Here is a 24,866-nt window from a genome sequence, read left to right as displayed (position 1 = left end):
AGAAAAAAACCAGCATAAAAGCTGGTTAAAAGTCGAAATAATTTCTTTTTAATAGACGTGGTCTTCCCATTAATTCTTCATATGTTAGTTGTTTTGGTAAATCTTTCGTATAAATTAGAAACAATTGATCTTCTATTTCTTTCACTGTTTGATCTGCTTGATAGTCCATACCACATGAGGAACAAGAAATGCATGGTGTCTCTTGGATTTCAATGGCTTTCGTACCATCTGGTAATTCCCAATATACAGTATTCAAGCTTTCTTTCGCTTCTGTACTGTCACACCACATACAATTCATACTGCATCACCCTCATTTTTTTTGTCGTTTTCTTCTAATTTAGCCATTTGCGATTGATACTTTTTATCTTTAAGTTGATCACGCTTATCACGTTTATCTTTTAGTGATGCATGAGTGTCATTATCTTCATAGTCTTTACGACGGCTCATACGCTGTAAGTCGTCTGGAACAAGGTTAAATTTCTTATCACTCATAAGACCTGCAATACCAACATCTGAACGTTTTTCTTCGTAGTTTGGATAGATTTCTTTAAAGTACCCTTCTGCTCTTCCTGGGATATAACTCTCTGGCTCTGGATACGTTGTAATAACACCTTCAAAGTTACGAAGTACAACTTTATCTGCACTTTGCGAAATTAAATAGTTTGGTTGAAGCGCAATTTTCCCGCCGCCTCCTGGTGCATCTACAACGAATGTTGGAACCGCATAACCAGATGTATGACCGCGTAAACCTTCAATAATTTCAAGACCTTTAGATACTGGTGCACGGAAATGACCAATACCTTCAGATAAGTCACATTGATAAATATAGTATGGACGTACACGGATTTTTACTAAGTCATGCATAAGTTTTTTCATAATTGGAACGCTGTCGTTAATACCAGCTAAAATTACTGCTTGGTTTCCAACTGGAACACCAGCATTCGCTAGCATTTCACATGCTTTTTTCGATTCCTCTGTAATTTCAATAGAAGTATTGAAATGTGTATTTAACCATACTGGATGGTATTTTTTAATAATATTACATAAGTTTTCTGTAATACGCTGCGGGAATACTACCGGCGCTCTCGTTCCGATACGAATAATCTCGACATGCGGAATCTCTCGTAAATTTTTTAATACATATTCTAAAATTTTATCGTTAATAAGAAGACCGTCACCACCAGAAATTAATACATCTCGTACTTGTGGTGTATCACGAATGTAACCAATTGCATCATCTAATTGTTTCTTCGGCACACCCATTCCAATTTGTCCACTAAAACGACGTCGTGTACAGTAACGACAATACATAGAACATTGATTCGTTACTAAGAACAATACGCGGTCTGGATAACGATGTGTTAGCCCTGGAACTGGTGAATCTTCATCTTCATGAAGCGGATCTTCTAAATCATATTTTGTTTTATATAACTCTTCCGAGATCGGTACAGATTGCATCCGAATCGGACAGCGTGGGTCATCAGGATTCATTAGCCAAGCATAGTACGGTGTAATATTTAACGGGATCGTTTTTGTTGAAATTTTAACGCCTTCTTCTTCTTCAGGTATTAAATTAATCACTTTCTTTAAGTCATCCAAAGTTTTGATCGTATTCGTTAATTGCCAAACCCAGTCATTCCATTGCTCTTCAGTAACATCCTTCCACAACTCGATATCCTTCCAGTGACGATTTGGTTTGTATACATCATGTAACATTGCTATTCCCCCTTTTTATACGCTCATCCTTTATATAAGCAATAGTTATGCCAACTTTACATTATTGATAAGTAAATGTATGGAGAACGCTATTACATAAACAAAAAAATATTTGTAAGCACTGTATGAAATCCATACATACTATCATATTCATTACTTTTTATATATGTAAACACGCTTTTATTGGTGCAAACACACAAAAACCGCCAATTATTCGGCGGTTTTGTCGTACTTACTCAATTTATATTGAAGCGTTTGGCGAGGGATACCTAACATTTTTGCAGCTTGTAATATATTCCCTTCCGTTTCAATTAACGCTTGATCTATTAATTCCTTTTCCGTTTGATGAAGTGCTTCTCTAAGTGGCAATATGCTCTTCTTCTTTGGCAGATCCTCTTTCCGAAATGTACGCGGTAAACAATTGGCTGTTAGTGTATCCCCTTCTGCAATAATGACAGCATGTTCGATCGTATGTTTTAGTTCACGAACATTGCCAGGCCATTGATAAGCTTGTAGTCTTTCTTTCGCTTCCTTATCCATTTGAAGTACACCTTTTTTATAACTTTTATTATATTCGTTCAAAAAATAAGACGCTAATAATAATACATCCTCAGTTCTTTCACGTAGCGGCGGAATATATAATGAAAAGACATTTAATCGATAATATAAATCCGTACGAATTTTATTCTCTCTTAAACATACTTCTGGTGGCTGATTCATTGCGGTAATAACGCGAACATCTACTTTTCTCGTCTTATTATCACCAATTCGACGAATTACACCATCTTCTAACACACGTAGCATTTTCGCTTGTAAATCGAGAGGCATTGAATTCAGTTCGTCTAAAAACAATGTCCCACCATCTACAAGTTCAAATAACCCCGCTCGTTCAATTGCCCCGGTATAGCTACCTTTTGTCGTTCCGAACAATAAACTTTCTAATAGCGACTCTGGCAAAGCTGCGCAGTTTTGTGCAATAAATGGCTTGTTCTTCCGTTTAGAATCTTCATGAATCGCTTGTACAAATAACTCTTTCCCTGTTCCTGTTTCCCCATATATTAAAACATTTGCATCAGTTGGCGCTACTTTTTGTGCTAATTCTTTCGTCTGTTTAAATCGAGCATCATCCGTCACGATCGTCTCAAATGCAACATGCTTTTTAATTGCTTTTTTTCTAGATGACCGCTTTATTTTTGACTGCAAATCTACAATTGTATCCGTAAGTTTTTGAACTGTAGAATAGTCCTTTGCAATTTCAACAGCTCCAGCAATATTTCCATCTATAAAAATAGGTAACGTCGTATTTACTGTACAAATGTCTTCCCCATTTAAATTTTGATAATGCTGAACTTGATGAACGATTGGTTTTTTTGTATCTAACACTTTCATTAACGTACTTGTTTCCCTAGATAAAGAAGGAAACGCTTCTAACAAATGTTTTCCTAACACTTTTTCAATTTTTGATCCATCGTGTTTTGCAGCTACAGTATTATAAAAAATTGTAATACCATTTTCATCTACTGCGTGTATAGCCTCATCAATACTGCCCAAAATCGCTTCAATGACTTCTTGTGTCGAAACTGCTAGCAATGTCATCCCCCCTTTTGCCGAAAATCCAGCAATAACATGCCGAATTTCCGGCATACCTATATGCGATTATAAGCATGACGATTCCGTTCTATTTTTTATACCGTACTATTTAGACAAATCTTTCACCCATATATTCATATCTTCCAGCTTATCGAAAATGTAGCAATTGTTCGCCAGTCTTCCTGTATACGTATAACCTAACTGATGAAAAGCCGCATTCATTCCGAAAGAAAGCGATCGAGCAATTGTATAGGAGCAGAAAATCGATTTTTCTTGCAGTTCTTCTTCTAACTTAATTAGTAAACTTTTCATAAACCCATGTTTACGATATTCGGGTAAAGTAGCACAATTCGTTAATTCTGCATTTCCTTCTTTTATATTCATTTCTGCAGAGGCTGTACTAATTATTTTCCCCTCAAATTCATACACATAGTATATTGTATCGTCTTCTTTCATCGTTTGTTTTACATAACTCGCTTCGTTTAAAGGTGTCGGATAAACTTCAAATACTTCTCCAAAGACAGCTACTAATTCTTCCGCATCCTCTTCTGTCGCTTTTCTTAATAAAAATTTCTCTGGGACTATTTTTTCCTTTACTTCTTTTGCTTTAACACCGCTTAAAATGGTATCTTCCTCAGCCCAATGAATACTATTTCGCCTTTCATCATTAATAAATTTCACGAAGAAGTATACATCGTGACCTTGAAAATAATGCGGTATTGTTGCTTCCAATAAAAAACCGAAAGAGAGCCATGTAGAAACATGCTCTCCCTTTCCTTTAATAATACATTTAGTGAAAGAATGCTTCTCTGCTAATTCGTCAATTGTTTGGATAATCCTCTCAATATTTCCTGTATAGTGGTCTACTCGAATACGTTTATTAAAATAGTCTAAAACGCCTTCTACTGTATAGCCATTCGTCTGTTCTCTAAAAGATTCATAGTATTTCATTTTTTCACCTCACACCAATCTAGTAATGTACATGCAATAATTTTTGCGGCAGCTATCATTTTATCAACTTCTATATATTCGTTTGGATAATGTGCTACTTTCGTCTCTCCTGGACCAAATACTATCGTTGGTACGTTAGCGATTTGTGTAAATAAACCTCCATCAGTCCCCCACGGAGATGCTTCAATAATTGGTTTGTTCCCTTCGATTTCAACAAAGTTATGCTCTAGTGTCGTAATTAACTCATGATTTTCTTCTAGTTCACCAGGAACCCACCTCGCTCCAAACCACTCTACTTCTACAGGATTTTCAACAAACCAATTGTCCACATCATTTAATTCAGCGATCCAATTCTCAAACTCTTCTTTTGCTGCCTCTATAGTCTCATTCGGCGCAATACCACATCTTCCTTCTAAATTTAACGAATCAGGAACAGAACTTGGCCAGCTCCCACCTTCAATTTTCCCAATATTAATTGGAATTGGAATCGGGATTCCTTTAAATAACGGGTCTGTAATTCGGTCATTTCTCTTAACTTCCAATTTTCTCAAATGATCTACAACAAACATACTTTTTTCAATTGCACTTACTCCTTCATAACGCGTTCCACCGTGTGCTGCTTTGCCTTTCACATGTAGACGAAACCACATGGACCCTTGTTGTTTCGGGAAAAACTTCATATTTGTCGGTTCTGGAATAATAACACCATCTGCTTTATATCCTCGTAATATAGTCGCTAATGTTCCTGCCCCGCCACTTTCTTCTTCAATTACACTTTGAAAATAAATATCTCCTTTTAATTCAATACCAGATTCAATAATGGCTTCCATCGCAAGCATCAGTGCGACATTGCCGCCTTTCATATCCGTTGTTCCACGACCATATATACGATTCCCTATTTGCTCACCACTATAAGGGTGATGGTCCCACTGATTCACATCTCCTTCTGGTACGACATCAATATGTCCATTTAATATCATAGATTTCCCGTCGCCACTTCCTTTTAAAGTTGCCACTATGTTCGGGCTATCCGAAAAACTTGTACGCGGTGATACAAAATAAGGATGATCTTTCATTTTAGAAAATGAAGGTTCCCAAATATCAAGATCTAAACCTAGCTCACGTAATTTTTCAATTACAATTGCCTGCGCACCACTTTCATCACCAGATACGCTTTTTTCTTGAATTAATCGTTTTAAAAATTTTACGCTTTCCTCTTCATGACTCTCGATATAATCACAAATTTTCTTTTTTAATTGCTCCATATATTACATCTCCCCTCATTCGATTACTAGTAAGTTAGAGCCAATTTTAAAATCAGCTTCTGTATGTTGTTTTATATCTTCCACTGTGTATGGACTCATTAATTCTTGTAAAACGAGTCCATCCTGCGTCACTTCCATAACTGCCATATCCGTAATAATTAAATCTACACATTTCTTTGAAGTTAATGGTAATGTACACTCCGAAACAATTTTTGCATTTCCGTATTTATCGACATGATTCATCACAACAACGACCCGCTTCGCTTTTTGTGCCAAATCCATCGCTCCCCCAATACCTGGAACGCGTTTTCCTGGTACAATCCAGTTCGCTAAATCACCATTCTCACTTACTTGTAATGAACCAAGAATCGTTATGTCTAATAAACCTTTTCGAATCATCCCAAACGCTGTGCAACTATCAAAATAACTCGCTCCTGTAATAAGAGAAGTCGGTAAACCTGCTGCATTACATAAATTTTCGTCTTCATTCCCTTTTCTTGGCGTAGGTCCCATACCTACAATTCCATTTTCCGCATGAAACATAACGTTTATATCGTCAGAAAGATGATTCGGTACAAGCGATGGTATACCAATACCTAAATTTACAATCATACCATTTTGTATTTCTTTTGCCGCGCGCCTAGCAATCTTATCTCTCACTTCTACGCCCATACCCATTTCCAATTCACTCCTTCCGACGGTACGATATAATTTACAAATACTCCTGGGACAACAATTTCTTCTGGATCTAAACTTCCAAGTGGAACGATTTCTTCTGCTTCTACAATTGTTATATCCCCTGCCATAGCAACGTGAGGATTCATATTTCGAGCACTTTTATCAAACACAAGATTACCAAACGGATCCGCTTTTTTTGCATATACAATTGCAACCTCAGCAGTTAATGCTGTTTCAACTAAATATGTCTTGCCATTCATTTCAACTGTACGTTTTCCCTCTTCTACAATCGTATCAACACCTACATCAACTAATACACCTCCAAGTCCTACACCACCAGCGCGAATACGCTCTGCTAATGTTCCTTGAGGAGAAAACTCGATTTGTAACCTTCCTTCGTTGAGCTGTCTTCCTGCATTTGGATTTGAACCAATATGTGAAGTAATTAATGATTTTACTCTTTCATTCGTAACAAGACGACCGATTCCTACATCAGGAAATCCCGTGTCATTTCCTATTAAATTTAAATTTGTAACTCCTTTTTCTAAAATCGCCTGTATTAAAGATGGGGGAGATCCGATCCCCCCAAATCCTCCAAACATTAATATCATATCATCGTGGAACAAAGAAATTACTTCCTCTATCTCTTTTAATTTATCGAATGTATTCGTAATAGTTGTCATGCGATACTATGCCCTCCTTTTTGCATCATTTCTTCTACACTTTTTGCAAAAATCGAAAGTAATTCATCTAACTCGGAATATGTAGTTGTCATCGGCGGTGCTACAAGCAGTGCACTATCTTCTTTTCCTGCTTGCCCTGAAACAGCTTGGTATAAAAGAAGACCATTTTTAGCTGCAACCGAAATAAGTTCCGACGCTTTTGTAAACGGTTGCAATTCTACTCCAATCAGCAACCCTTTTCCGCGCACATCAGCAATGATTGTCGATTGTTGCTGAACTTTCTGTAGTCCTTTTATTAAATACTCTCCCTTTTCTGCTGTTTTTTCAGGTAGATTATGTTTCTCCATATATTCAATAACAGCTAGAGCTGTTGCTGCAGATAATGGATTTGCACTTAACGTATGCCCACTCATTACAGAACGCGATCCACGTAAAATTGGCTCCATAACACGGTCACTTACAATCGTCGCTGCCATCGGTGTATATCCAGCTCCTAAACCTTTACCAAGAGTCATAATATCCGGTTCTACCCCCCAATGCTCCATCGCAAACCATGCGCCAGTACGACCAAGCCCTGTCATTACTTCATCAGCAATAAATAAAATATCGTAATGACTACAAATATCTTTAATGACTTTATAATATTCTTTCGGCGGAACGACTGCGCCTCCAGCTGCTCCGATAATCGGTTCAGCGATAAAAGCTGCGATATGTTCTGCACCAATTCTTTCAATTGATCTTTCTAGTTCAGTCGCGCAAGCAAGCTGACAAGTTGGATATACCTTTTGCACTGGACATCTAAAACAATATGGAGCTGGAATAGTTGGATAATCTTCTAAAATTGACACGAAACGTTGTCTGCGCAGTGGATGCCCAGACATTGATAAGGCTCCCATCGTAATACCGTGATAACTCATCCATCGTGACAAAATTTTATGCTTCCCTTGAATACCTCGCTCTTGAAAATGCTGGATTGCAATTTTCATAGCTGTTTCATTTGCTTCCGTACCACTATTCACAAAAAAGCTCCAGTTCAAATCTCCTACACTTAAATCGCTTAATTTCTTCGCTAATTTTTCAGCTGGTTCACTCGTAAACTGTGATCTATAAACGAAAGCAATCTCCTCTGCTTGCTTTTTTATAACATCTGCAATCTCCTTTACGCCATGCCCAATACCTGCCGTAATTGCCCCTGACGAGCCATCAAAATATTTATTTCCGTTTTGATCATACAAATACACACCTTTTCCATGTGAAATCATTGGATACGGCTGACCAACAAGTGGTTTAATTAAGTAATCGCGCATAGCGCTCCCCCATTTCTCCAATTTGTATATATATATGAAGAAAATTGACGTTTCTTTCATAAAAAAGAACCCTCTGCGAAAGCAGTGATTTTATCAAAAAACTATTATAAAATATACAAATGAGTGCTAAATATTAATTCGAAAAACAGAAAATTCAGAACTTAAAAACGAAGACCAACCCTTATCTATACGCTCAAATAACCCTCCTTTATATAAAATAAACGCTTCACTACATACTTTCTCAACATAATATCAGCTGCCCTCAATTGCCGACATTGTGTAAACTTCGACGAAACTCCCTTTAAACTCCTTCCTATTCTCCTACTTTATATTGCATATTTTCAAACAAATATCGACAATTAATCCCACTAAATGCATAGCAATTATTTTTATAGAAACCAATATTTCACATACATTCTCCTCCGTTTTATACAATAAAAAAAGAACCGATTAACCACATTAATCAGTTCGGCACGACGCTCTTTTATCGGTTAATACTGCCACTTGCTAACGTAAATAGAAAAAATAATGTTACAAATTCAAAATTCATCCTACATCCTAAAGCACAAAATCGTCCATAACGCCATTCATAATTCCTTTTGGGATATCCCCATCCCAATATTTCATTCCTTTCCTTATATTTGAACTACCTTTCCTTTATAATTTATGTAGGACAATTATCACTTTGTATGTGTATTTGCCCATTATTAAAAAAATCCCTAGTTTCCTAAGGATTTTTGGACATGTTTTCGATATGTTACTTCATACGCTCTTAAGGTTTTTTATTTCGAAATATACATTGTAATCGGTACATCATCACCCAACATAGATGATATATTGCTGTTTACTCTAGAAAATTATAAGGCACTTTCACCTAAAATACACTTATCCATAAGCAATACTCTTTATTAATTTTTAACTTTTCTCCTTCAAAAAACAATTTTCTCGCATAACTTCTTTCTTGTTAAGCATATAGTTTTAATGATGACAAAGGAGGAATGTTCATGTCTCAATCTGAAATTGAAAAATATGGACAAGAAGCTGCACGTTACGAACAGCTCGCTCGTTACTATCAATTTAATAATCCGAAAAAATATGTAGAACTATATATGAAATATTACGATGCGCTTACGAAACTTGTACAGGCGTATGAAAAAAGAGATTCACAAGAAGCTGCTTTACCGTCACACATACGTTTTTTTCACTCTGCTTCAAATACACCTGCGGTTGACATTTTAGTAAACGGGCAAAAGGTTATTAAAAATATTTCTTTCAAACAATTTAGTCCCTATTTAACATTAGCGCAAGGTAAATACCGTATAGATATTGTCCCAGTTGGAAATGAAACTCCCATCTTTTCAGCTTTAGTACCAATAATGGGGAATCACACTTATACTTTTGCTGCAATAAATAGTGACAATCATCTACAATTACAACCTATGCTTGATAATACACATTTACCAGCTGGTCAAGCAAAAATGCGCTTTGCACATTTTTCTCCAGATACCCCTGTTGTAAATGTAGATTTAAAAGGTGGAGATCATTTATTTGAAAATGTACTCTTTAAACAAATAACAGATTTTTTAGAAGTTAGTCCTGGTACAGCAGATATTGAAGTTTCACTCGCCGATAATCCCAGCGTCTTACTAACTATACCGAATTTCAAAGTCGAACCGAACATCATATATACAATTTCACTTTTAGGTTATTCAGCGAAAGATCCTAAATTAGAAGCCGTTATACTTACAAATTAAAACAGTCTACACCATTCATTTGGTGTAGACTGTTTATTTTTGAAATACAATTTGAAATTCTGTCCATTCGTTATCTGAACGGCACATGATGGACCCATTATGTTTTTCTACAATTTGTTTACATACAAATAATCCAATACCAGTTCCTAACTTTTTAGTAGTTACAAATGGTTCAAAAATCGTTTCTACACTTTCAGCTGGAATCATTGGCCCATTATTTTTTATCACAATTCGAATCGATTGATCTTCTTCAAATACATCAATGATAATTTTCCGTTCTTCTTTCATTGATTCTAGAGCGTCAATTGAGTTCATTAATATATTTAAAAATACTTGTCTCACTTCACTCCGATAGCCAACAAGTGGAATTTGATACGGTAAATTCTTTTCAATCGAAACATTTGCATTGACCAAACTCGGATATAAGAACTGTATAATATCTTGAAACAAATCGTTAAGCCAAAATCGTTCTGATTCATTCCACATTTCTTTTTTCGATACGAGTAAAAATTGCGAAATACGAAAATTTAACTGGTCTAATTCATGCGAAATAATATCTAAATACGATAAACTTGGATGATCTGCTTTTAATAATTTAACAAATCCCATAATTGAAGTGAGTGGGTTACGGAATTCATGTACAAAACTTGCTGACATTTGCCCTAAAATCGTCAGCCTTTCTTTATGTGTTTCGTTAATATATTGCTGTTTTTCCTCTAAATTTTTTGATATAATTTCCGAGTATTTTAAAACAGTATAATAAATTAATTTATCAAAACAAGTATGTATTTGGGCCATAATCGGTTTCAATTCACGTGCGCTAACATCTAATTCACACATCGCTTCGAAAAGTTCATTTCTTCCCACATTTGCATTATAAACAAAATCTCCAATATTCGCATCTGCCCCTGCACGTTCAATAGCAATTTTCTCGCATAATGGCTGAAGATAATCTATATCTTTTTCTTCCATAGTAAGTTCGATAATTAACTCTAATAAATCCTCTCCATTTTGAACTGCTTCTAGTTTATATGGATCTTTATCGGAAATTATCATTTTGTTTTTCCAGTTCTCAACGAATTGGTGCCTGTTGTTTTTCAAGTGCGAACAAAATACTTCTTTAATATCCTTATCGATTGGAAAAACCCCCATTCCCTCCATTTCCATGCGACGAATACCCTTTATATTTTGAATATTAACACAAAAAATGCGATTCGTTAATAGATTATTGTCACATTTTGTTAATATGTGTTGATAAAATTTTTAATGTCTTTATTAAAAGTTTAAATTGATACATTCCATTTTCCTTCCTTTCATTCAAATTTTTTTACATTCGATGCGACTTTTTTTGCATCCTGCTTCATTCTTTCGTACAATAGAAAATGAAAGGTGTGAAAAATATGGTAAATAAAAATGTGGAAGATTATCTCCAAGAAGGCATTTACGGCCAAAAGCAGAACAAACCAGAAGAACGTAATATGTATTTAACTACATTACGTGAGCGTGTAGAAATCGCTTTAACTATCGGTCAAGTAATGCAAAGTAATGTATATTCTGAAGTAGCTAGTAGCATGCGCTCTTCTCAATCATTACAAATATTCCTAAATGGTGGCATTGCTTACCCACATTTATCAAAATACATTAAATTAGCAAATGAAAAAAATGTTCCTTTTACAATTGTTCAAAATAAAGGCATAGAAACACCAATCGGTTTAGTATTATCTCATAGCACTGCTATTGACAAAGAACAAATTTATGTAGAAGATGCTATTTTCAAACAAGAAATGAAATAAAAGGTACACTTGATTAAATGAAATCGTTCTGAAAAACGTAAAACAAACAATAAAAAACGAGTATGGAATCGTAAACATTTCCTTCTCGTTTTTTATTGTTTTGTTTAAGCTTAATCTACTTTATTTTTTAATACACACTAATTTCATTTCTGTCATTTCTTCTATTGCATATTTAATTCCTTCACGCCCCGTACCGCTTTCTTTCACACCACCGTAAGGCATATGATCTACCCTAAACGTTGGAATATCATTTATCATGACACCACCAACTTCAAGCTCATCAATTGCACGCATTGCTTTAAACAAATTATTTGTAAACACACCTGCTTGTAGGCCGTAACGTGAATGATTTACTTGCTCTATCGCTTCATCAAATTCTTTAAATGTATTTACTGTCATGAGTGGACCAAATACTTCTTGGCACTGAACAGATACATACTCTGGAACATTTGTTAATACAGTTGGTTCAAAAATCCTTGCATCACGTTTCTTACCACCGTATAAAACAGCTGCCCCTTCCTTAATAGCTTCTTGCACCCACATTTCTATTCGCTCTACATCTTTTTTCGAAATTAAAGCCGATACATCCGTTTCTTCCAGCAATGGATCCCCAACAATAACTGTTTCCATCGCTTTCTTTAGCTTTGAAAGAAATTCATCCATTCTCTTTTCATGTACAAAAACACGTTGTACCGAAATACAAACTTGTCCATTGTTTACAAATGCTCCCCATTTTACACGTTCAATTAATTCATCTGCTAATTCTACATCTTCATCAATAATTACAGCAGCATTTGATCCTAGTTCCAATGTAACTCGCTTTAACCCAGCCTTTGCCTTAATTCCAATTCCAACTTTCGGACTTCCCGTAAAAGTAATGGAAGCAACATCATCATTTGTAACTATCGCCTCACCTACAGTTGAACCGGGACCAGAAATAATATTTAAAGCTCCTTTTGGCAATCCTGCCTCTTCAAATAATTCAACTAATGCGTAAGACGATAATGGCGTTTGATCAGCTGGTTTTAACACAACTGTGTTTCCGGCAGCAATTGCAGGGCCGACTTTATGCGCCACTAAATTTAATGGGAAATTAAATGGTGTAATAGCTCCTATAACCCCAATCGGTTTACGTATTGTGTATGCAATACGCCCATCTGCACCAGGTGCTGCATCAAGTGGCAGTGTCTCACCGTATATACGCTTCGCTTCTTCCGCTGCAAATTTGTATGTCTGAACGGTACGATCTACTTCTCCCCTCGCAGCACGAATTGGTTTTGCAGCCTCTTTTGCAATAATCTCTGCAAATTCTTCTCTTCTTTCATCCATTTTTTGTGCAACCTTCTCTAAAATAGTCGCACGATCATATGCAGATAATGTATTCATTTTTTTCATTGCATTTTTTGCAGCAGTAACAGCCTCTTGTACATCTTCTTCCGTTCCTTGTGCAATTTCCGCTAACGTTTCTTCAGAATATGGTGCGTATAATGGTTTATAAGTGTTTACAGGCTTCCAATCTCCATTTATATATAAATGCTTTTTCATAATTCTTCCCCTTCCAAATATATGTTTACAACAATATTTCACCTAGTGAAAGGTCTGACTTATGTCATTGTATCATAGCACTTATTCTGCCAAAAACATTATGCTCAAAAAAACCCTGCCATATAGCAGAGTCTACGAACTAATTTGTTCTTGAAATGGAATTTGTTTTTCATCTTCTAAAATAACAATTGATTCTACAGTTTTTGTAACTTCTAATCTCTTTATATAGTGTCCATCTAATTCTTTTACACAAAACTTATAATTTTCAATTTCAATGAAATCCTCTTCAGCAATTTCTATATTCTTCGTTAAAATCCAACCACCAATTGTATCAACACCATTATCATCAATCGTTAAACCTAATAACGTATTCACTTCACTAACAAGCACTTTTCCCTCTAGTATTGTTTTCGTTTCACTAACTTTTTGAATTTCTGGCTGTTCATCCGTATCAAACTCATCTTGAATATCTCCCACTATTTCTTCTAAAATGTCTTCAACTGTAACAAGTCCAGACGTACCACCATATTCATCTATCAATATAGCAATATGTGTTCTTTCTTTTTGCATTTTTAAAAATAAGTCGTGTATTGGGATAGAGTCGATAACTAAAATGATTGGCCTAATATATTGCTCTACTTTCTTATTACTTACTGCATTATGCTGCACAAAATCTGTGAAAATATCTTTAAAGTTTACAAAGCCTATTACGTGATCTTTGTCCCCATCTACAACTGGATATCTCGTATATTTTTCCCGAGACATTTTTTGCAAAGCTTCTTCAGCAGGCATTTCTTTACTTATAATATGCATCTCAGTTCGGGGTACCATTATTTCTTTCGCTATACGATCATCAAATTCAAAAATTTTATTTACATATTTATATTCAGACTGATTAATCTCTCCATTTTTGTAACTTTCTGAAACTAATAACCGTAATTCTTCTTCTGAATGAACCTCATCGTGCCCTTTCGGTGGTTTCAGCCCTAACAACTTCGTAATAATGCGGGCTGATCCATTTAATAGCCAAATAAATGGAAACGCCATACGATAAAAGAAAATTAATGGTTTAGCAACAAACAAACTCACTTGTTCAGCTTTTTGAATCGCGAATGTTTTTGGGGCCAATTCCCCTATTACAACATGTAAAAATGTAATAAACAAAAACACTAAAATTACAGCAAACATGTCTGCTAGTTGAGTAGAAATGTTCAAATTTGCAAAAAGCGTGTCAAACATTTGCTTTAACGCCGGTTTACCAAACCACCCAATCCCCAGAGCTGTAACTGTTATTCCTAGCTGACAAGCAGATAAATATTCGTCTAAGTTTGTAATGACTGTTTTGACAGATGTTGCGCGATTATTTCCTTCTGCAATTAAATAGTCAATTCGTGAACTTCGCACTTTAACAATTGCAAATTCTGCTGCAACGAAAAATGCCGTTAAGGCAATTAAAACAATCACTATACTTATACTATATATGTCCAAATACTTCTCCTTACTTACATTGTAAGCAAGGAAGCCACCTCCTACTTAATTTTATTCAAGTGAAGTAAGCATTCTAATACTCTAACAAAATTCTACATTAGCAACCACCTTTTTATATATTATATGCATACATAAAAAAGATATTTATCATTATGATAATCTAATTCATTTCCCTTAGTCAAATAGTTCTAAATCTTAAGATAAAACATTTTATATAAACGATATATTCTTCACAGCTTCATTTCGTGAAAAAACACTTTCTTTGCCGATTCCACACTTCTTTTGTCACACTAGAAGGGAACTTCCTTCATAGATCGAAATCATTCAACAGGATATATATAGGAGGGATTATTTTGGAATATAAAACACCATTTATCGCAAAAAAATTAGGTGTTAGCCCAAAGGCTGTTGTCCGGATTGCACAACAATTAAATCTTACGATAGAAAAAAATAAATATGGTCACTTTATTTTCACACAAGAAGATTTAGATCAAATGTTAGAATTCCATCTTTTACAAATAGAGCAGTCTCAAAACTCTCACCCTACTCAAAAAACATCATCAAATGATGTTGAAGAATTAAAAACTCAAGTAAATACAATTGTTCAAAACAAATCATCACATGAATTTGAGCAATTAGCAGCTCAATTAAACACTATTACGAGAAGGCTAGATCGAATGGAAGAACAAATGCAAGATAAGGCAAATGATGTTGTTACGTACCAACTTTTACAACATCGCCGTGAAATGGAGGAAATGTTAGAGCGGATTCAAAAGCTAGAAGCTTCCCTCAAGAAAGAAGAACCAATATATATTACTCCCGATTCAAAACCAACATATGAACGAGAAAAGAAGCCGAAGCGCCGCAAAATGATTTTTAGTATATTTGGATTATAATTTTTAGACCCTTATTAAAATAATAAGGGTCTTTTTTCATGAAGAAAGACTTCATATTAAAATAGCATTCTCTTTATTATATATATTCATTTCGCTTTATTTTGTTAACATAATATTTTTACTGTATTCTGCGATTAATGCCTGTGCATGAGCATTCCCTTGAATCACATCTCGAAATTCTTTTAAAGAATACAAATGCGTAGCCCCTTTTCGGGCATGAATTCGCACTGGTACACCTTGTAAAGTATCATGAAACTGAAATGGCTTATCTACCGGTTCAATTGGGAAACCGAGTGTTAATAAATACATATACATTCTTTTTGTCACTGCTGCAATATACCATTCTGCTTTCGTTTCTAATGCATGCATAAATAAAATAGCTGTTAGTCTTTTGAAGTGTCCTCTCCCACGAGACGTTTTCGCAATACTTAACTTGCCTATTTCATACACATTTTTCAAATCTTTCACTAAATCATTTTTAGAAAACGGATAGAAAAACTCAGAATTCGATTGCTCTGGTTCCGTATACTTAATACATTCTACTGTACCAATATGATGTTCATCTTCTATTAATAAAAATCGTGATGGATTTAAATTACGTTCTACGAACATTAAGTTTCTTTCTTCACAAAAATCTCCCCATAGTTGCTCGAACCAAAAATGTTCTTCTTTTGTTTGAACACGCTGGAACATATTTACCCGCCTTTCCCATCGCCGCTCTGTTTTTGATAACGCTTTCACTATCTATCATATAAGAACAAATCTTCGTATGCAACTAAAAATATTTATGACTTATTATATTCTGCAAAATGAATTAAATTCCATCTTAATTGTCTTTTATCCCTCATGTACCGTTCTTCTAACAATATATTTATATTACTTTCAAATTCAAATCGTATAAAGCTGCCTTCCATACAGCATATATTTCTTCTTAATCTAAAAAAATCCTTTATAAAAAAGGATTTTTTTACTTCTTCATGCTTTTTAACCACTTCTCAAAAATTTGTACCATTCCATGTTTTCCGGCTAATTTCTCTTCCCCTTGTTTCGTTTTATATGGATATAATTGCAAGAACACACCACATCCAGACTCAATTTTTTTACTATGCATATGACTTCCTGGATATACACAAATAACTTCATAAATGGCCCTTCGATAATAGACTCTCTTTCCATCCTGTTCTTCTACATATTTTATAGACCAGTACTTATACATTTGCTCAGTTGCCTTCGTATTTCCAACGTGCTGAAAAATATTGTACATGGGGCTATACTTCACTTCGATAATAATAGAAGATTGATATACGTATTTCCCTTCTTCCTTTACATAACAGTCTAAGCGAATGTCTGGCTTCTTCGTATCTTCTCCATTATAAAAATTACTCCCTTTACTTAATGCAATAAGAGGATGAGTTTCAATTAAATCATTAAATGCGACTTGTACTCTAATATCATCTCGTTGTAAAACTACTGTCGTTCCATCCTGTAATCCATCTACATAAAAATGTTCTTGAATTTGTTCACGAATGGAATTTCTAGCCTCAAAACCAATTTGCTCTAACATGGAAATAACGATAAAAAAAGCGTAATATTCATACACTAAAAATGTTGGTTTATAAACAAATAATAAAGATGGAGATTGTTCTGTATATTGTGGAAGTAAATCTAAATGCTGTAGTAGTTGTTGATGTGGTATCGGTAAATTATGTGAGTGCATGTTACCAGTTTCGGAAACTTCTCTCCAAAATGGAGAATGCATTAAAGTTTGAAAGTATTGTACACTTTCATGTACAAAATGCGCTAATATTTTATATTCTTGTATCTTCATAGAGCTTTTTCGCAAATCCGCCTCTTTTAGTAAATGTATATTTTTATATTTTTGTTTCTCTCTATCGGTCACTGATCCATTACGCTCAATTGTTTGTATAATCGTTTTTACAGCTTGAAATTCTTCTGATTTCTTCCTTTTTGCTCTTTCTAATATTTCAATTGTTTGGCGCAAAAAACTTTCCGCTTCAAGTAAATAGAGATAAAATTGCATCGCTTTAAATTTAAGAAATGCATTTTCCTTACTATTTTTTTGTTCTATCAACTTACGATTATAATATTTTGCATACGGTTTTCTTTCCGCCACTATGGCTCCTTTTCTCGTCGCTTTCCGCTCCTTTTCTTCCCATTTATATTCATGTATAAATTTTGAACTCGATTCTATTTTCTTGAAAATTTGCTTTATCTTTTTCATTTTTTGCGGCAACTTTCTAAGTAACACTAAATAAGAAGAATCTTCAATATCACTAAGTGCAGAGAAAGTCTTTTTATAATAACCTCTATCTAAAATCAACTCATTCAAAATTGACTTTACATAGTTTTGAATCATTTCAAATTGATCATCAAAAAAATTTTTGGGAACGATTTGAAATGCGCCATAATACGTTCTATCTTCTATATTCACTTCAAAATGATATAATCCACAACGCCATGGATAAAAGAATTCCGTTTTTCCATGTTCATATATTAATACCTTTTGTTTTTTTTCATTTATTTCATATTTTGACTCTTTTATATTTTTCTGTCCCTCATATACTTTATTCCATATAAAAGTAATATTCATTGGACTTTCATAATGGTAATGCAATCTAATTGGTTTTAATTCTTGTACTTTATAAATACATTGAACTAATTCTGTAGTAGATGTACAAAGACGATTTAATAAAATATATTCCCCTTTTGCCTCAGTTCCAATGATTAACTTTAATACAAAAGGGAGCGTTTCTTTCGTATCAACGATTTCTGTTTCATATCGCCCTTCATTTTGCATAGCCATACAGCTCCAGTTCTCTACGCTTTTCTCTTATATATGCTAAAGAGTGTTCAAATGTAGATACTCTGTTTGCAAGTGGCGATTGCAAAAGAGGTAGTAATGTTGCCCCCCTTTTTACGTCTTCAGAAAGTAAAGACCCAACCATCATTTCAGTCCCTCTTATTTTCGTCAATACACGTTGCTTGATTTGTAAATCAAATCCCTCTTCTCTACTGATCATATAGGAATGATTATTTTGGAACGGTATATTTTGCAAGTAAGTAGCGATTGCGTTTGCACATCGAAATGAAATTCCCTTTGACATATCATGTGATGACAATACAACATGTAACTTATCTAATAGTTCTAACTCTTCTTCAGAAAACACCTCAATCATCGCTTTATTCCTGACCCAGCTTATACGAAATTCTCCTGCAGTTACTTTCAGAGGTGGTTGTAATACAATTTTCTCTTGTTCCATACACATCTCACAAAACGGAATCTTTTGTAACGTTATTAAATTCGTCCGATCTAATAATCGATCTGAGAGTTCTTTCGTTGTTTCATCAAAATTTACTGTACCTACAAATATAATATTTTCACCAATTTCAATTGTTGATGGAATTGGATTTTCTTTTTCTTGTACACCTTCATACAAATTTAGAATACGGTTTTGCTTTTCAAGTTGAAGAACAGATAGAAATGGAGTAAACCAATGCTCAATATGCGACATATTCATTTCATCAAAAACGATTATATATAGTTGATTTTGATTTTCTTTTGCCTTCATTAACGCCCTAACTAATTTTGTTTCACTTTCAATAAAAGTACCATTTGGGTGAAGGTAACCAAGTAAATCATGTGGTTCTTGATACGATGGTGAAATCGGAATCCAAACCAATTCTTCCCCATACTGTAATCCAAGTGCTTCTGCATAAGCTTGCACAAATCGGGATTTCCCAGCGCCTGGTATACCACCTAGAATCGTCAACATATTTGTTTTCGCACTTATATGGAAATTATAAATGTCCGTTTCATCCAAATATAGCCCTTTATTACGTACAAAACTTTTTACATACTGTAAAAAGACGGATTCACGCTCATCCCATTCCCATTCATCCTTGTGCACTTTTATTTCCTCTACTTCTACATGCTTACCTTCTTCAGTCATTCGTTTTTTTAATTGCTCATACATGTGATTGCTTACAAAATACAATTGATCTTCTACCGCTATTTCCACATACTTCATCCAGTCATTTAAGTCTATATACTTACATTCCCGCTGCTGTTCAAAATAGGCGATTGAACTAATTGATGATGACTTTAAAGATATATTTCCATATAACCTTCCATCGTGCCACAATAATTCGGGAGGCTCAAAGTCTTTCGGATATTTTGGCATTAGAAATGACAAATAGCCATTTCCAAGTTTTCTTTCTAAAGACTCTCCTTTTTTGTATTCGGAAACTTTAGGTACTGGAATCATTTTATAGCCATTGGCCATTTCTCGTGGTTCTTCCGCACAAATTAACTCCACGTATATATGTCCTCTTTCATAATAGAGACGAAACATAACCAATTGCTTTTCTAATTTTCTTTTCTTTAATTCCGAAAAGACTTTTTCATTCTTTTTATTGCTACATAAACCTTCAAATACGTATGGTTCATTTTTTAATTGCTCTTGTAACGTGAATGGTATTGGCGATAGGCATTGCACAAAAAAATTCTCTCCATTCTTCTCTCTCTCTGCTTTTGTAAACTTTCCGATAAACCTCATATAGTACATTCTTTTTATAAAACTTGGCTGAAGAGCTTTATGTAATTTCACCTTCGTCACCTTCTTTTTTTCATACTATTCTTAGTGTATGAAAGAAATGAAAAACTAGAAACAAAAAACCTGACGTTATCCGCCAGGTTCAAAATAAAAACGTATATTAATGAGATGGAAATGCTTTTTTCTCTTGTAAAATGGCATTATGAGCAATTTTCATTTTAGCAAGTACATATCGTAATCGATCTTCAGCGTTTTCATCTGTATTTTGCTGTAATTCCGCCAAATTCTCTACAGCACTCGCTAAATTTTCAATCACTCCTCGTAGTTCAGGATGATGATTAAAAAAGGATTCTTGCACTAATACTTTCCTTACTTCACTCGCTAAATCAACAATTCTGGTTAACTGTTTTTTTTCTTCCATTTTCATCCCTCCTGAATATCTTATGTATTAAATATTCTCTAGACAAAGAAAAAAGCCCTTTATTTAAAAGGACTTTTACATTTTTATATTTCCAGTTAATAGCATATAAAGTGATGTGATAGCTGCGATAACAATTGCCCACATTACATATCTCTCAATACCTTTAAAACAACGATTTCCTTTTTCTTTTCTTGCATACATGTAAACAATAATCCCGATTCCATACACGATTGAAACAAGTAATAAATTTTTCAAACCTGCTGCATATAGAAGCCATACAGAATAAATAGAAGCAATTAAAGCTAACGAGCCGTTTTTTACTTTTGCATCTTTTAGTTCGTTTGTAATAACTAATTTGAATTGGAATAACGCTGATAATAAATATGGTACTAAAATTGATGTTGAAGCTATGAAATACATAATTTGATATGTTGATTCTGAAAACAGAACGATTATAAATATAATTTGGGCAACGCAATTTGAAATCCATAATGCCATATGTGGCGTTTGTTTTTTATTTGTTTTCGTAAAGACTTTCGGAAACACGCCATCTTTTCCTGCTACGTGGGAAATTTCAGAAACAAGTAAAAACCAGCCTATTAATGTACCTACAAGTGAAGCAACTAACCCAATGTTAATCGCAACTGCGCCCCATGTCCCAACAACATGTTCTAATACATGTCCCATTGATGGGGTTTCTAACACGGAAAGCTCTCCTCTTGTCATCGCTCCCATAGACAAGACAGAAATTAAAATATAAATAGACATTACTAAAATAAGTCCAAGTACTGTCGCTTTACCAACATCTCGGCTATTTTTCGCTCTACCAGATAATACAACCGCTCCTTCAACCCCAATGAAAACCCAAAGAGTTACAAGCATTGTATTTTTCACTTGACCAAGTATAGAGGAAACTGATATAGTTCCTTCTCCCCAAAAATCATGTGTAAACGTATCCCAGCGAAATGCTGTTACCATTACAACAATAAATAATACGATTGGAACTAATTTCCCTATCGTTGCAATAACATTCATAATAGATGCTTCACGAATTCCAAATAAAATTAGAAAATGAAGTGTCCATAATAAAAGTGACGCTCCAACAATAGACGCAACATTATTTCCACCTTTAAAAATGGGGAAGAAATAACCTAATGTACTAAACAGTAACATGATTGTTGCAACGTTTCCTAAAATTCCTGCTAGCCAATATCCCCAAGCACTGTTAAATCCGATATATTCTCCGAAACCAGCACGTGCATAACTATAAATTCCGCCCTCAAGCTCCGGTTTTTGTCTTGCTAACGTTTGATATACGAGCGCGAGTGGAATCATTCCCATCGCTGTAATACACCAACCAATTATTATAGAGCCGCTATTCGCTCCTACTGCTAAATCATGCGGTAAACTAAAAACACCGCCACCAACCATCGTTCCGACTACTAATGCAATTAATGGAAAAAAACCTAACTTCTTTTCTATTTGTACCACCCCATCTGTCATTCTAGGTGTTATGTTCGTTCAACTATTAAAGTCACCTTTTTCTCTAATAGACGTTTCTCTTATATTTTTTCAGGAAAACATTACTTATTCTAAAAGAAAATGAAGAAAAATGGAATACTTTTTTGAAAAAATGTATAAGTATGCACAAAAAAACCGTTCATTTTGTAATGAACGGTCATTTCATACATATAAATTTGTATATTTCTTGTAAAATTAACGAAGTAAATTCTCTTTTTGTAAAAATTGTTTCGCAACTTCTTCACTACTTTTTCCATTCACATTTACTTCATAATTCATTTTTCGCATTTCTTCATCTGTAATCTTCCCAGATAATGTATTTAATACTTTTTCAAGTTCAGGATATTTCTGTAACGTCTCTTTTCTTAATAATGGTGCACCTTGGTACGGTGGGAATAACCCTTTATCATCTTGTAGCACTTTCAGTCCATACTGCTCAAGTTCACTATCAGTTGAATATGCATCGATTACGTTAACATCCCCTGATTGAATTGCACTATAACGTAGTTTCGGTTCCATCGTTTTCACATTTAAAAACTTATAGTTATATAATTTTTGCATTCCTTTATAACCGTCTTCACGATCAGCAAATTCTAATGTGAATCCTACTTTGGCATCCTGTGCCATTTTTCCTAAATCAGAAATTGTATTTATATTATTTTGATCTGCTATTTTTTTCGGCATTGCTAGTGCATATGTATTGTTATACTCCATCGGCTTCAACATAACCATATTATATTTCTTTTCCATTCCAATGCGAGCCTGCTCATATACTTCATCCCGATTTGTACTTTTTGGCTCTTCTTTCACGAAAGTAGATAAAGCTGTTCCTGAAAATTCAGGGTATATATCTACTTCTCCTGATTTCAATGCTTCAAATACAAATGCTGTTTTTCCAAGACCTGGTTTTAATTCTACGTGTAAATCGGTATCTTGTTCGATAAGTTGCTTATACATTTGAATTAAAATTTCAGGTTCTGATCCAAGTTTGCCGGCAATAACAATATCTTTCTTTTGTGTGTTCCAAAGAAAGGGAGAAGCAATCATTATACAAGTAATACATATCGTCAATATAATACGCTTAGAGGAGCGTTTTGGACTCTCAAGCACTCTAAGTACTACATCAAAAAATAAAGCGAGTAACGCGGCTGGTACGGCCCCTAAAATGATAAGCGCATGATCATTTCGATCGATACCAAGTAATATGAGTTTTCCGAGCCCACCAGCACCTATAAGAGCTGCTAATGTAGCTGTTCCAACAATTAATACCATCGCCGTACGAATACCGGCCATAATAATTGGTAAAGCAAGAGGAAGTTCTACCTTCCACAGTCTTCTCCAGCTATTCATCCCCATAGCTCTCGCTGCCTCGATTAAAGATTCATCTAACTCCCTTATTCCTGTATATGTGTTTCGTAAAATAGGTAATAGTGCATACACAACTAATGCAATAATGGCAGGAAGTTTTCCAATTCCTACTAACGGAATTAAAAGTCCGAGTAATGCCAGTGATGGGACAGTCTGCATAACTGCAGAAGTTCCTATTATAAATTCAGCCATTCGTTGTTTTCTCGTTAATAAAATGCCAAGTGGCACCGCAATAATTACTGCAAAAAATAGTGAAATAAGCGATATTTGTAAATGCTCACTTAATGCAGTTAGTAATTCTATTTTTCGCTCTTGGAACGTTTGTATAAAATCAGTCACTGTTTAGCCTCTTTCCTTCATTTGTTCAACAATGTAATTAACAATATGACGACTTGTTAAAGCTCCAACATATTGACCATTTTCTTCAACTGGAACGACTTCGTCAGCTCGTACACGAATTAATGCTTCTTGTAAAGAAGAATGCAATGATAGTGCATCCCCTTCTATCCGCATACTTTTATCAAGTGGTAATACATCTTCTATACTTTTCCCCTCATACCAAGGTCGTCCACGATTTCCAATGAACTCCTCTACAAACTCATTTTTCGGATTATGTATAATACCTTCTGGTGTATCTAATTGAACAACTTTTCCTTCTTTCATAATACAAATACGATCTCCAAGCGATAACGCTTCTTGCATATCATGTGTTACGAACACAATTGTTTTTTGAATCTTTTTTTGCAATTGTACGATATCCTTCTGAAGCTGTTCCCTACTTAATGGATCTAACGCACTAAACGGTTCATCCATAAGAACGATTTTCGGGTTTGCGGCTAATGCCCTTACGACACCAACGCGCTGCTTTTGTCCTCCTGACAATTCATCAGGCATACGATCGCGATATACGTCTGGATCTAGCCCGACCATCTGTAGCAACTCATCGACACGAGCTTTTATTTTTTCTTTGCTCCATTTTCTCATTTCAGGAACAACTGCAATGTTTTCTGCAATTGTCATATGCGGAAACAAAGCGATTTGCTGCAATACGTATCCTATATTCCAACGCAATTCATTAATATTATATTGTTGAATATCTTTTCCATCGATTAAAATAGATCCTTCAGTCGTTTCAATTAAACGGTTAATCATTTTCATTGTCGTTGTTTTCCCGCAACCACTCGGACCAATGAGAACAAAAAATTCTCCCTTATTAATTTCTAAATGCAATGAATCCACTGCTTTCGTGCCATCTTCATACGCTTTTGACACATGATTAAATTGAATCACAAATACAGCTCCTTTAATGTTGTTTC

General features: G+C 34.7%; 21 protein-coding genes. 3 read left to right on the top strand and 18 right to left on the bottom strand.

What is annotated here, in order from left to right; genetic code table 11:
• Window positions 1-25: 25 nt before the first annotated feature.
• The 8 genes from DN393_RS02640 to DN393_RS02605 form a co-directional block, all read right to left on the bottom strand.
• Entirely contained in the window at window positions 26-298 is a 273-nt protein-coding gene (locus DN393_RS02640) for a YokU family protein (protein WP_000995761.1), read from the bottom strand.
• A complete protein-coding gene (kamA, locus tag DN393_RS02635; RefSeq protein ID WP_000902134.1) occupies window positions 295-1,716 on the bottom strand; it encodes a lysine 2,3-aminomutase in 1,422 nt (473 codons plus the stop codon). The genes DN393_RS02640 and kamA overlap by 4 nt, the downstream gene beginning before the upstream one ends.
• 210 nt (window positions 1,717-1,926) lie before the next feature.
• Complete coding sequence (gene rocR, locus DN393_RS02630) at window positions 1,927-3,312, bottom strand: arginine utilization transcriptional regulator RocR (protein WP_087980322.1); 1,386 nt, start codon at window positions 3,310-3,312, stop codon at window positions 1,927-1,929.
• Window positions 3,313-3,411: 99 nt separating this feature from the next.
• On the bottom strand, window positions 3,412-4,257 hold the full coding sequence (gene ablB / locus DN393_RS02625) for a putative beta-lysine N-acetyltransferase (RefSeq protein WP_149173302.1): 846 nt from the start codon (window positions 4,255-4,257) through the stop codon (window positions 3,412-3,414).
• Window positions 4,254-5,522, bottom strand: coding sequence for a peptidase (locus DN393_RS02620; RefSeq protein ID WP_064477330.1), 1,269 nt, complete (start codon window positions 5,520-5,522; stop codon window positions 4,254-4,256). Before DN393_RS02620 ends, ablB begins: the two co-directional genes overlap by 4 nt.
• 15 nt (window positions 5,523-5,537) lie before the next feature.
• Window positions 5,538-6,200 carry a CoA transferase subunit B gene (locus DN393_RS02615; RefSeq protein WP_064477331.1) on the bottom strand — a complete coding sequence of 221 codons (663 nt, stop codon included), beginning with the start codon at window positions 6,198-6,200 and terminating at the stop codon, window positions 5,538-5,540.
• Window positions 6,185-6,883: an acetate CoA-transferase subunit alpha gene (gene atoD, locus DN393_RS02610; RefSeq protein WP_149173301.1), complete on the bottom strand. Its 699-nt coding sequence runs from the start codon at window positions 6,881-6,883 to the stop codon at window positions 6,185-6,187. The genes DN393_RS02615 and atoD overlap by 16 nt, the downstream gene beginning before the upstream one ends.
• Window positions 6,880-8,190: an aspartate aminotransferase family protein gene (locus DN393_RS02605; protein ID WP_001205889.1), complete on the bottom strand. Its 1,311-nt coding sequence runs from the start codon at window positions 8,188-8,190 to the stop codon at window positions 6,880-6,882. The genes atoD and DN393_RS02605 overlap by 4 nt, the downstream gene beginning before the upstream one ends.
• A gap of 1,004 nt (window positions 8,191-9,194) precedes the next feature.
• Here DN393_RS02605 and DN393_RS02600 point away from each other — a divergent pair.
• Window positions 9,195-9,944, top strand: a complete 750-nt coding sequence (locus tag DN393_RS02600; protein ID WP_149173300.1) for a DUF4397 domain-containing protein — start codon at window positions 9,195-9,197, stop codon at window positions 9,942-9,944.
• Between the two features lie 33 nt (window positions 9,945-9,977).
• Here the strand turns inward: DN393_RS02600 and DN393_RS02595 are convergent, their stop codons facing one another.
• Window positions 9,978-11,111 carry a BA2291 family sporulation histidine kinase gene (locus DN393_RS02595; protein ID WP_081257457.1) on the bottom strand — a complete coding sequence of 378 codons (1,134 nt, stop codon included), beginning with the start codon at window positions 11,109-11,111 and terminating at the stop codon, window positions 9,978-9,980.
• Between the two features lie 233 nt (window positions 11,112-11,344).
• Here DN393_RS02595 and DN393_RS02590 point away from each other — a divergent pair, with 233 nt between their 5' ends.
• The gene (locus tag DN393_RS02590) at window positions 11,345-11,737 is read left to right on the top strand and encodes a YueI family protein (RefSeq protein ID WP_064477333.1); all 393 of its coding nucleotides are present in this window, start codon (window positions 11,345-11,347) and stop codon (window positions 11,735-11,737) included.
• Window positions 11,738-11,857: 120 nt separating this feature from the next.
• On the opposite strand, the gene DN393_RS02585 is transcribed toward DN393_RS02590, so the two are convergent.
• Both DN393_RS02585 and DN393_RS02580 read right to left on the bottom strand, forming a co-directional pair.
• Window positions 11,858-13,282 carry an aldehyde dehydrogenase family protein gene (locus DN393_RS02585; protein ID WP_149173299.1) on the bottom strand — a complete coding sequence of 475 codons (1,425 nt, stop codon included), beginning with the start codon at window positions 13,280-13,282 and terminating at the stop codon, window positions 11,858-11,860.
• A 132-nt stretch (window positions 13,283-13,414) separates the two neighbouring features.
• Window positions 13,415-14,770 (bottom strand): hemolysin family protein, encoded by a 1,356-nt coding sequence (locus DN393_RS02580; protein ID WP_064477335.1) that lies wholly within the window; start codon window positions 14,768-14,770, stop codon window positions 13,415-13,417.
• 353 nt (window positions 14,771-15,123) lie between these two features.
• Here DN393_RS02580 and racA point away from each other — a divergent pair, with 353 nt between their 5' ends.
• Window positions 15,124-15,666: a chromosome-anchoring protein RacA gene (gene racA / locus DN393_RS02575; protein ID WP_064477336.1), complete on the top strand. Its 543-nt coding sequence runs from the start codon at window positions 15,124-15,126 to the stop codon at window positions 15,664-15,666.
• 96 nt (window positions 15,667-15,762) lie between these two features.
• Here the strand turns inward: racA and DN393_RS02570 are convergent, their stop codons facing one another.
• From DN393_RS02570 to DN393_RS02540, 7 genes are all read right to left on the bottom strand, one after another.
• Window positions 15,763-16,359 (bottom strand): hypothetical protein, encoded by a 597-nt coding sequence (locus DN393_RS02570; RefSeq protein ID WP_000487799.1) that lies wholly within the window; start codon window positions 16,357-16,359, stop codon window positions 15,763-15,765.
• A 274-nt stretch (window positions 16,360-16,633) separates the two neighbouring features.
• A complete protein-coding gene (locus tag DN393_RS02565) occupies window positions 16,634-18,484 on the bottom strand; it encodes a hypothetical protein (RefSeq protein ID WP_064477337.1) in 1,851 nt (616 codons plus the stop codon).
• Window positions 18,474-20,294 (bottom strand): AAA family ATPase, encoded by a 1,821-nt coding sequence (locus DN393_RS02560; RefSeq protein ID WP_064477338.1) that lies wholly within the window; start codon window positions 20,292-20,294, stop codon window positions 18,474-18,476. Before DN393_RS02560 ends, DN393_RS02565 begins: the two co-directional genes overlap by 11 nt.
• A 106-nt stretch (window positions 20,295-20,400) precedes the next feature.
• Entirely contained in the window at window positions 20,401-20,661 is a 261-nt protein-coding gene (locus DN393_RS02555) for a hypothetical protein (protein ID WP_064477339.1), read from the bottom strand.
• A gap of 75 nt (window positions 20,662-20,736) precedes the next feature.
• Window positions 20,737-22,164 carry a basic amino acid/polyamine antiporter gene (locus tag DN393_RS02550; protein WP_000129472.1) on the bottom strand — a complete coding sequence of 476 codons (1,428 nt, stop codon included), beginning with the start codon at window positions 22,162-22,164 and terminating at the stop codon, window positions 20,737-20,739.
• Window positions 22,165-22,377: 213 nt separating this feature from the next.
• Complete coding sequence (locus DN393_RS02545) at window positions 22,378-23,889, bottom strand: ABC transporter permease/substrate-binding protein (protein ID WP_048563114.1); 1,512 nt, start codon at window positions 23,887-23,889, stop codon at window positions 22,378-22,380.
• 3 nt (window positions 23,890-23,892) lie between these two features.
• Window positions 23,893-24,840, bottom strand: coding sequence for an ABC transporter ATP-binding protein (locus DN393_RS02540; RefSeq protein ID WP_064477340.1), 948 nt, complete (start codon window positions 24,838-24,840; stop codon window positions 23,893-23,895).
• Window positions 24,841-24,866: the final 26 nt, after the last annotated feature.

The organism is Bacillus sp. BPN334, assembly GCF_008368885.1.
In the GTDB taxonomy this organism is placed as follows: Bacteria; Bacillota; Bacilli; order Bacillales; family Bacillaceae_G; genus Bacillus_A; species Bacillus_A wiedmannii.
This window is presented reverse-complemented; position numbering and strand designations above follow the sequence as displayed.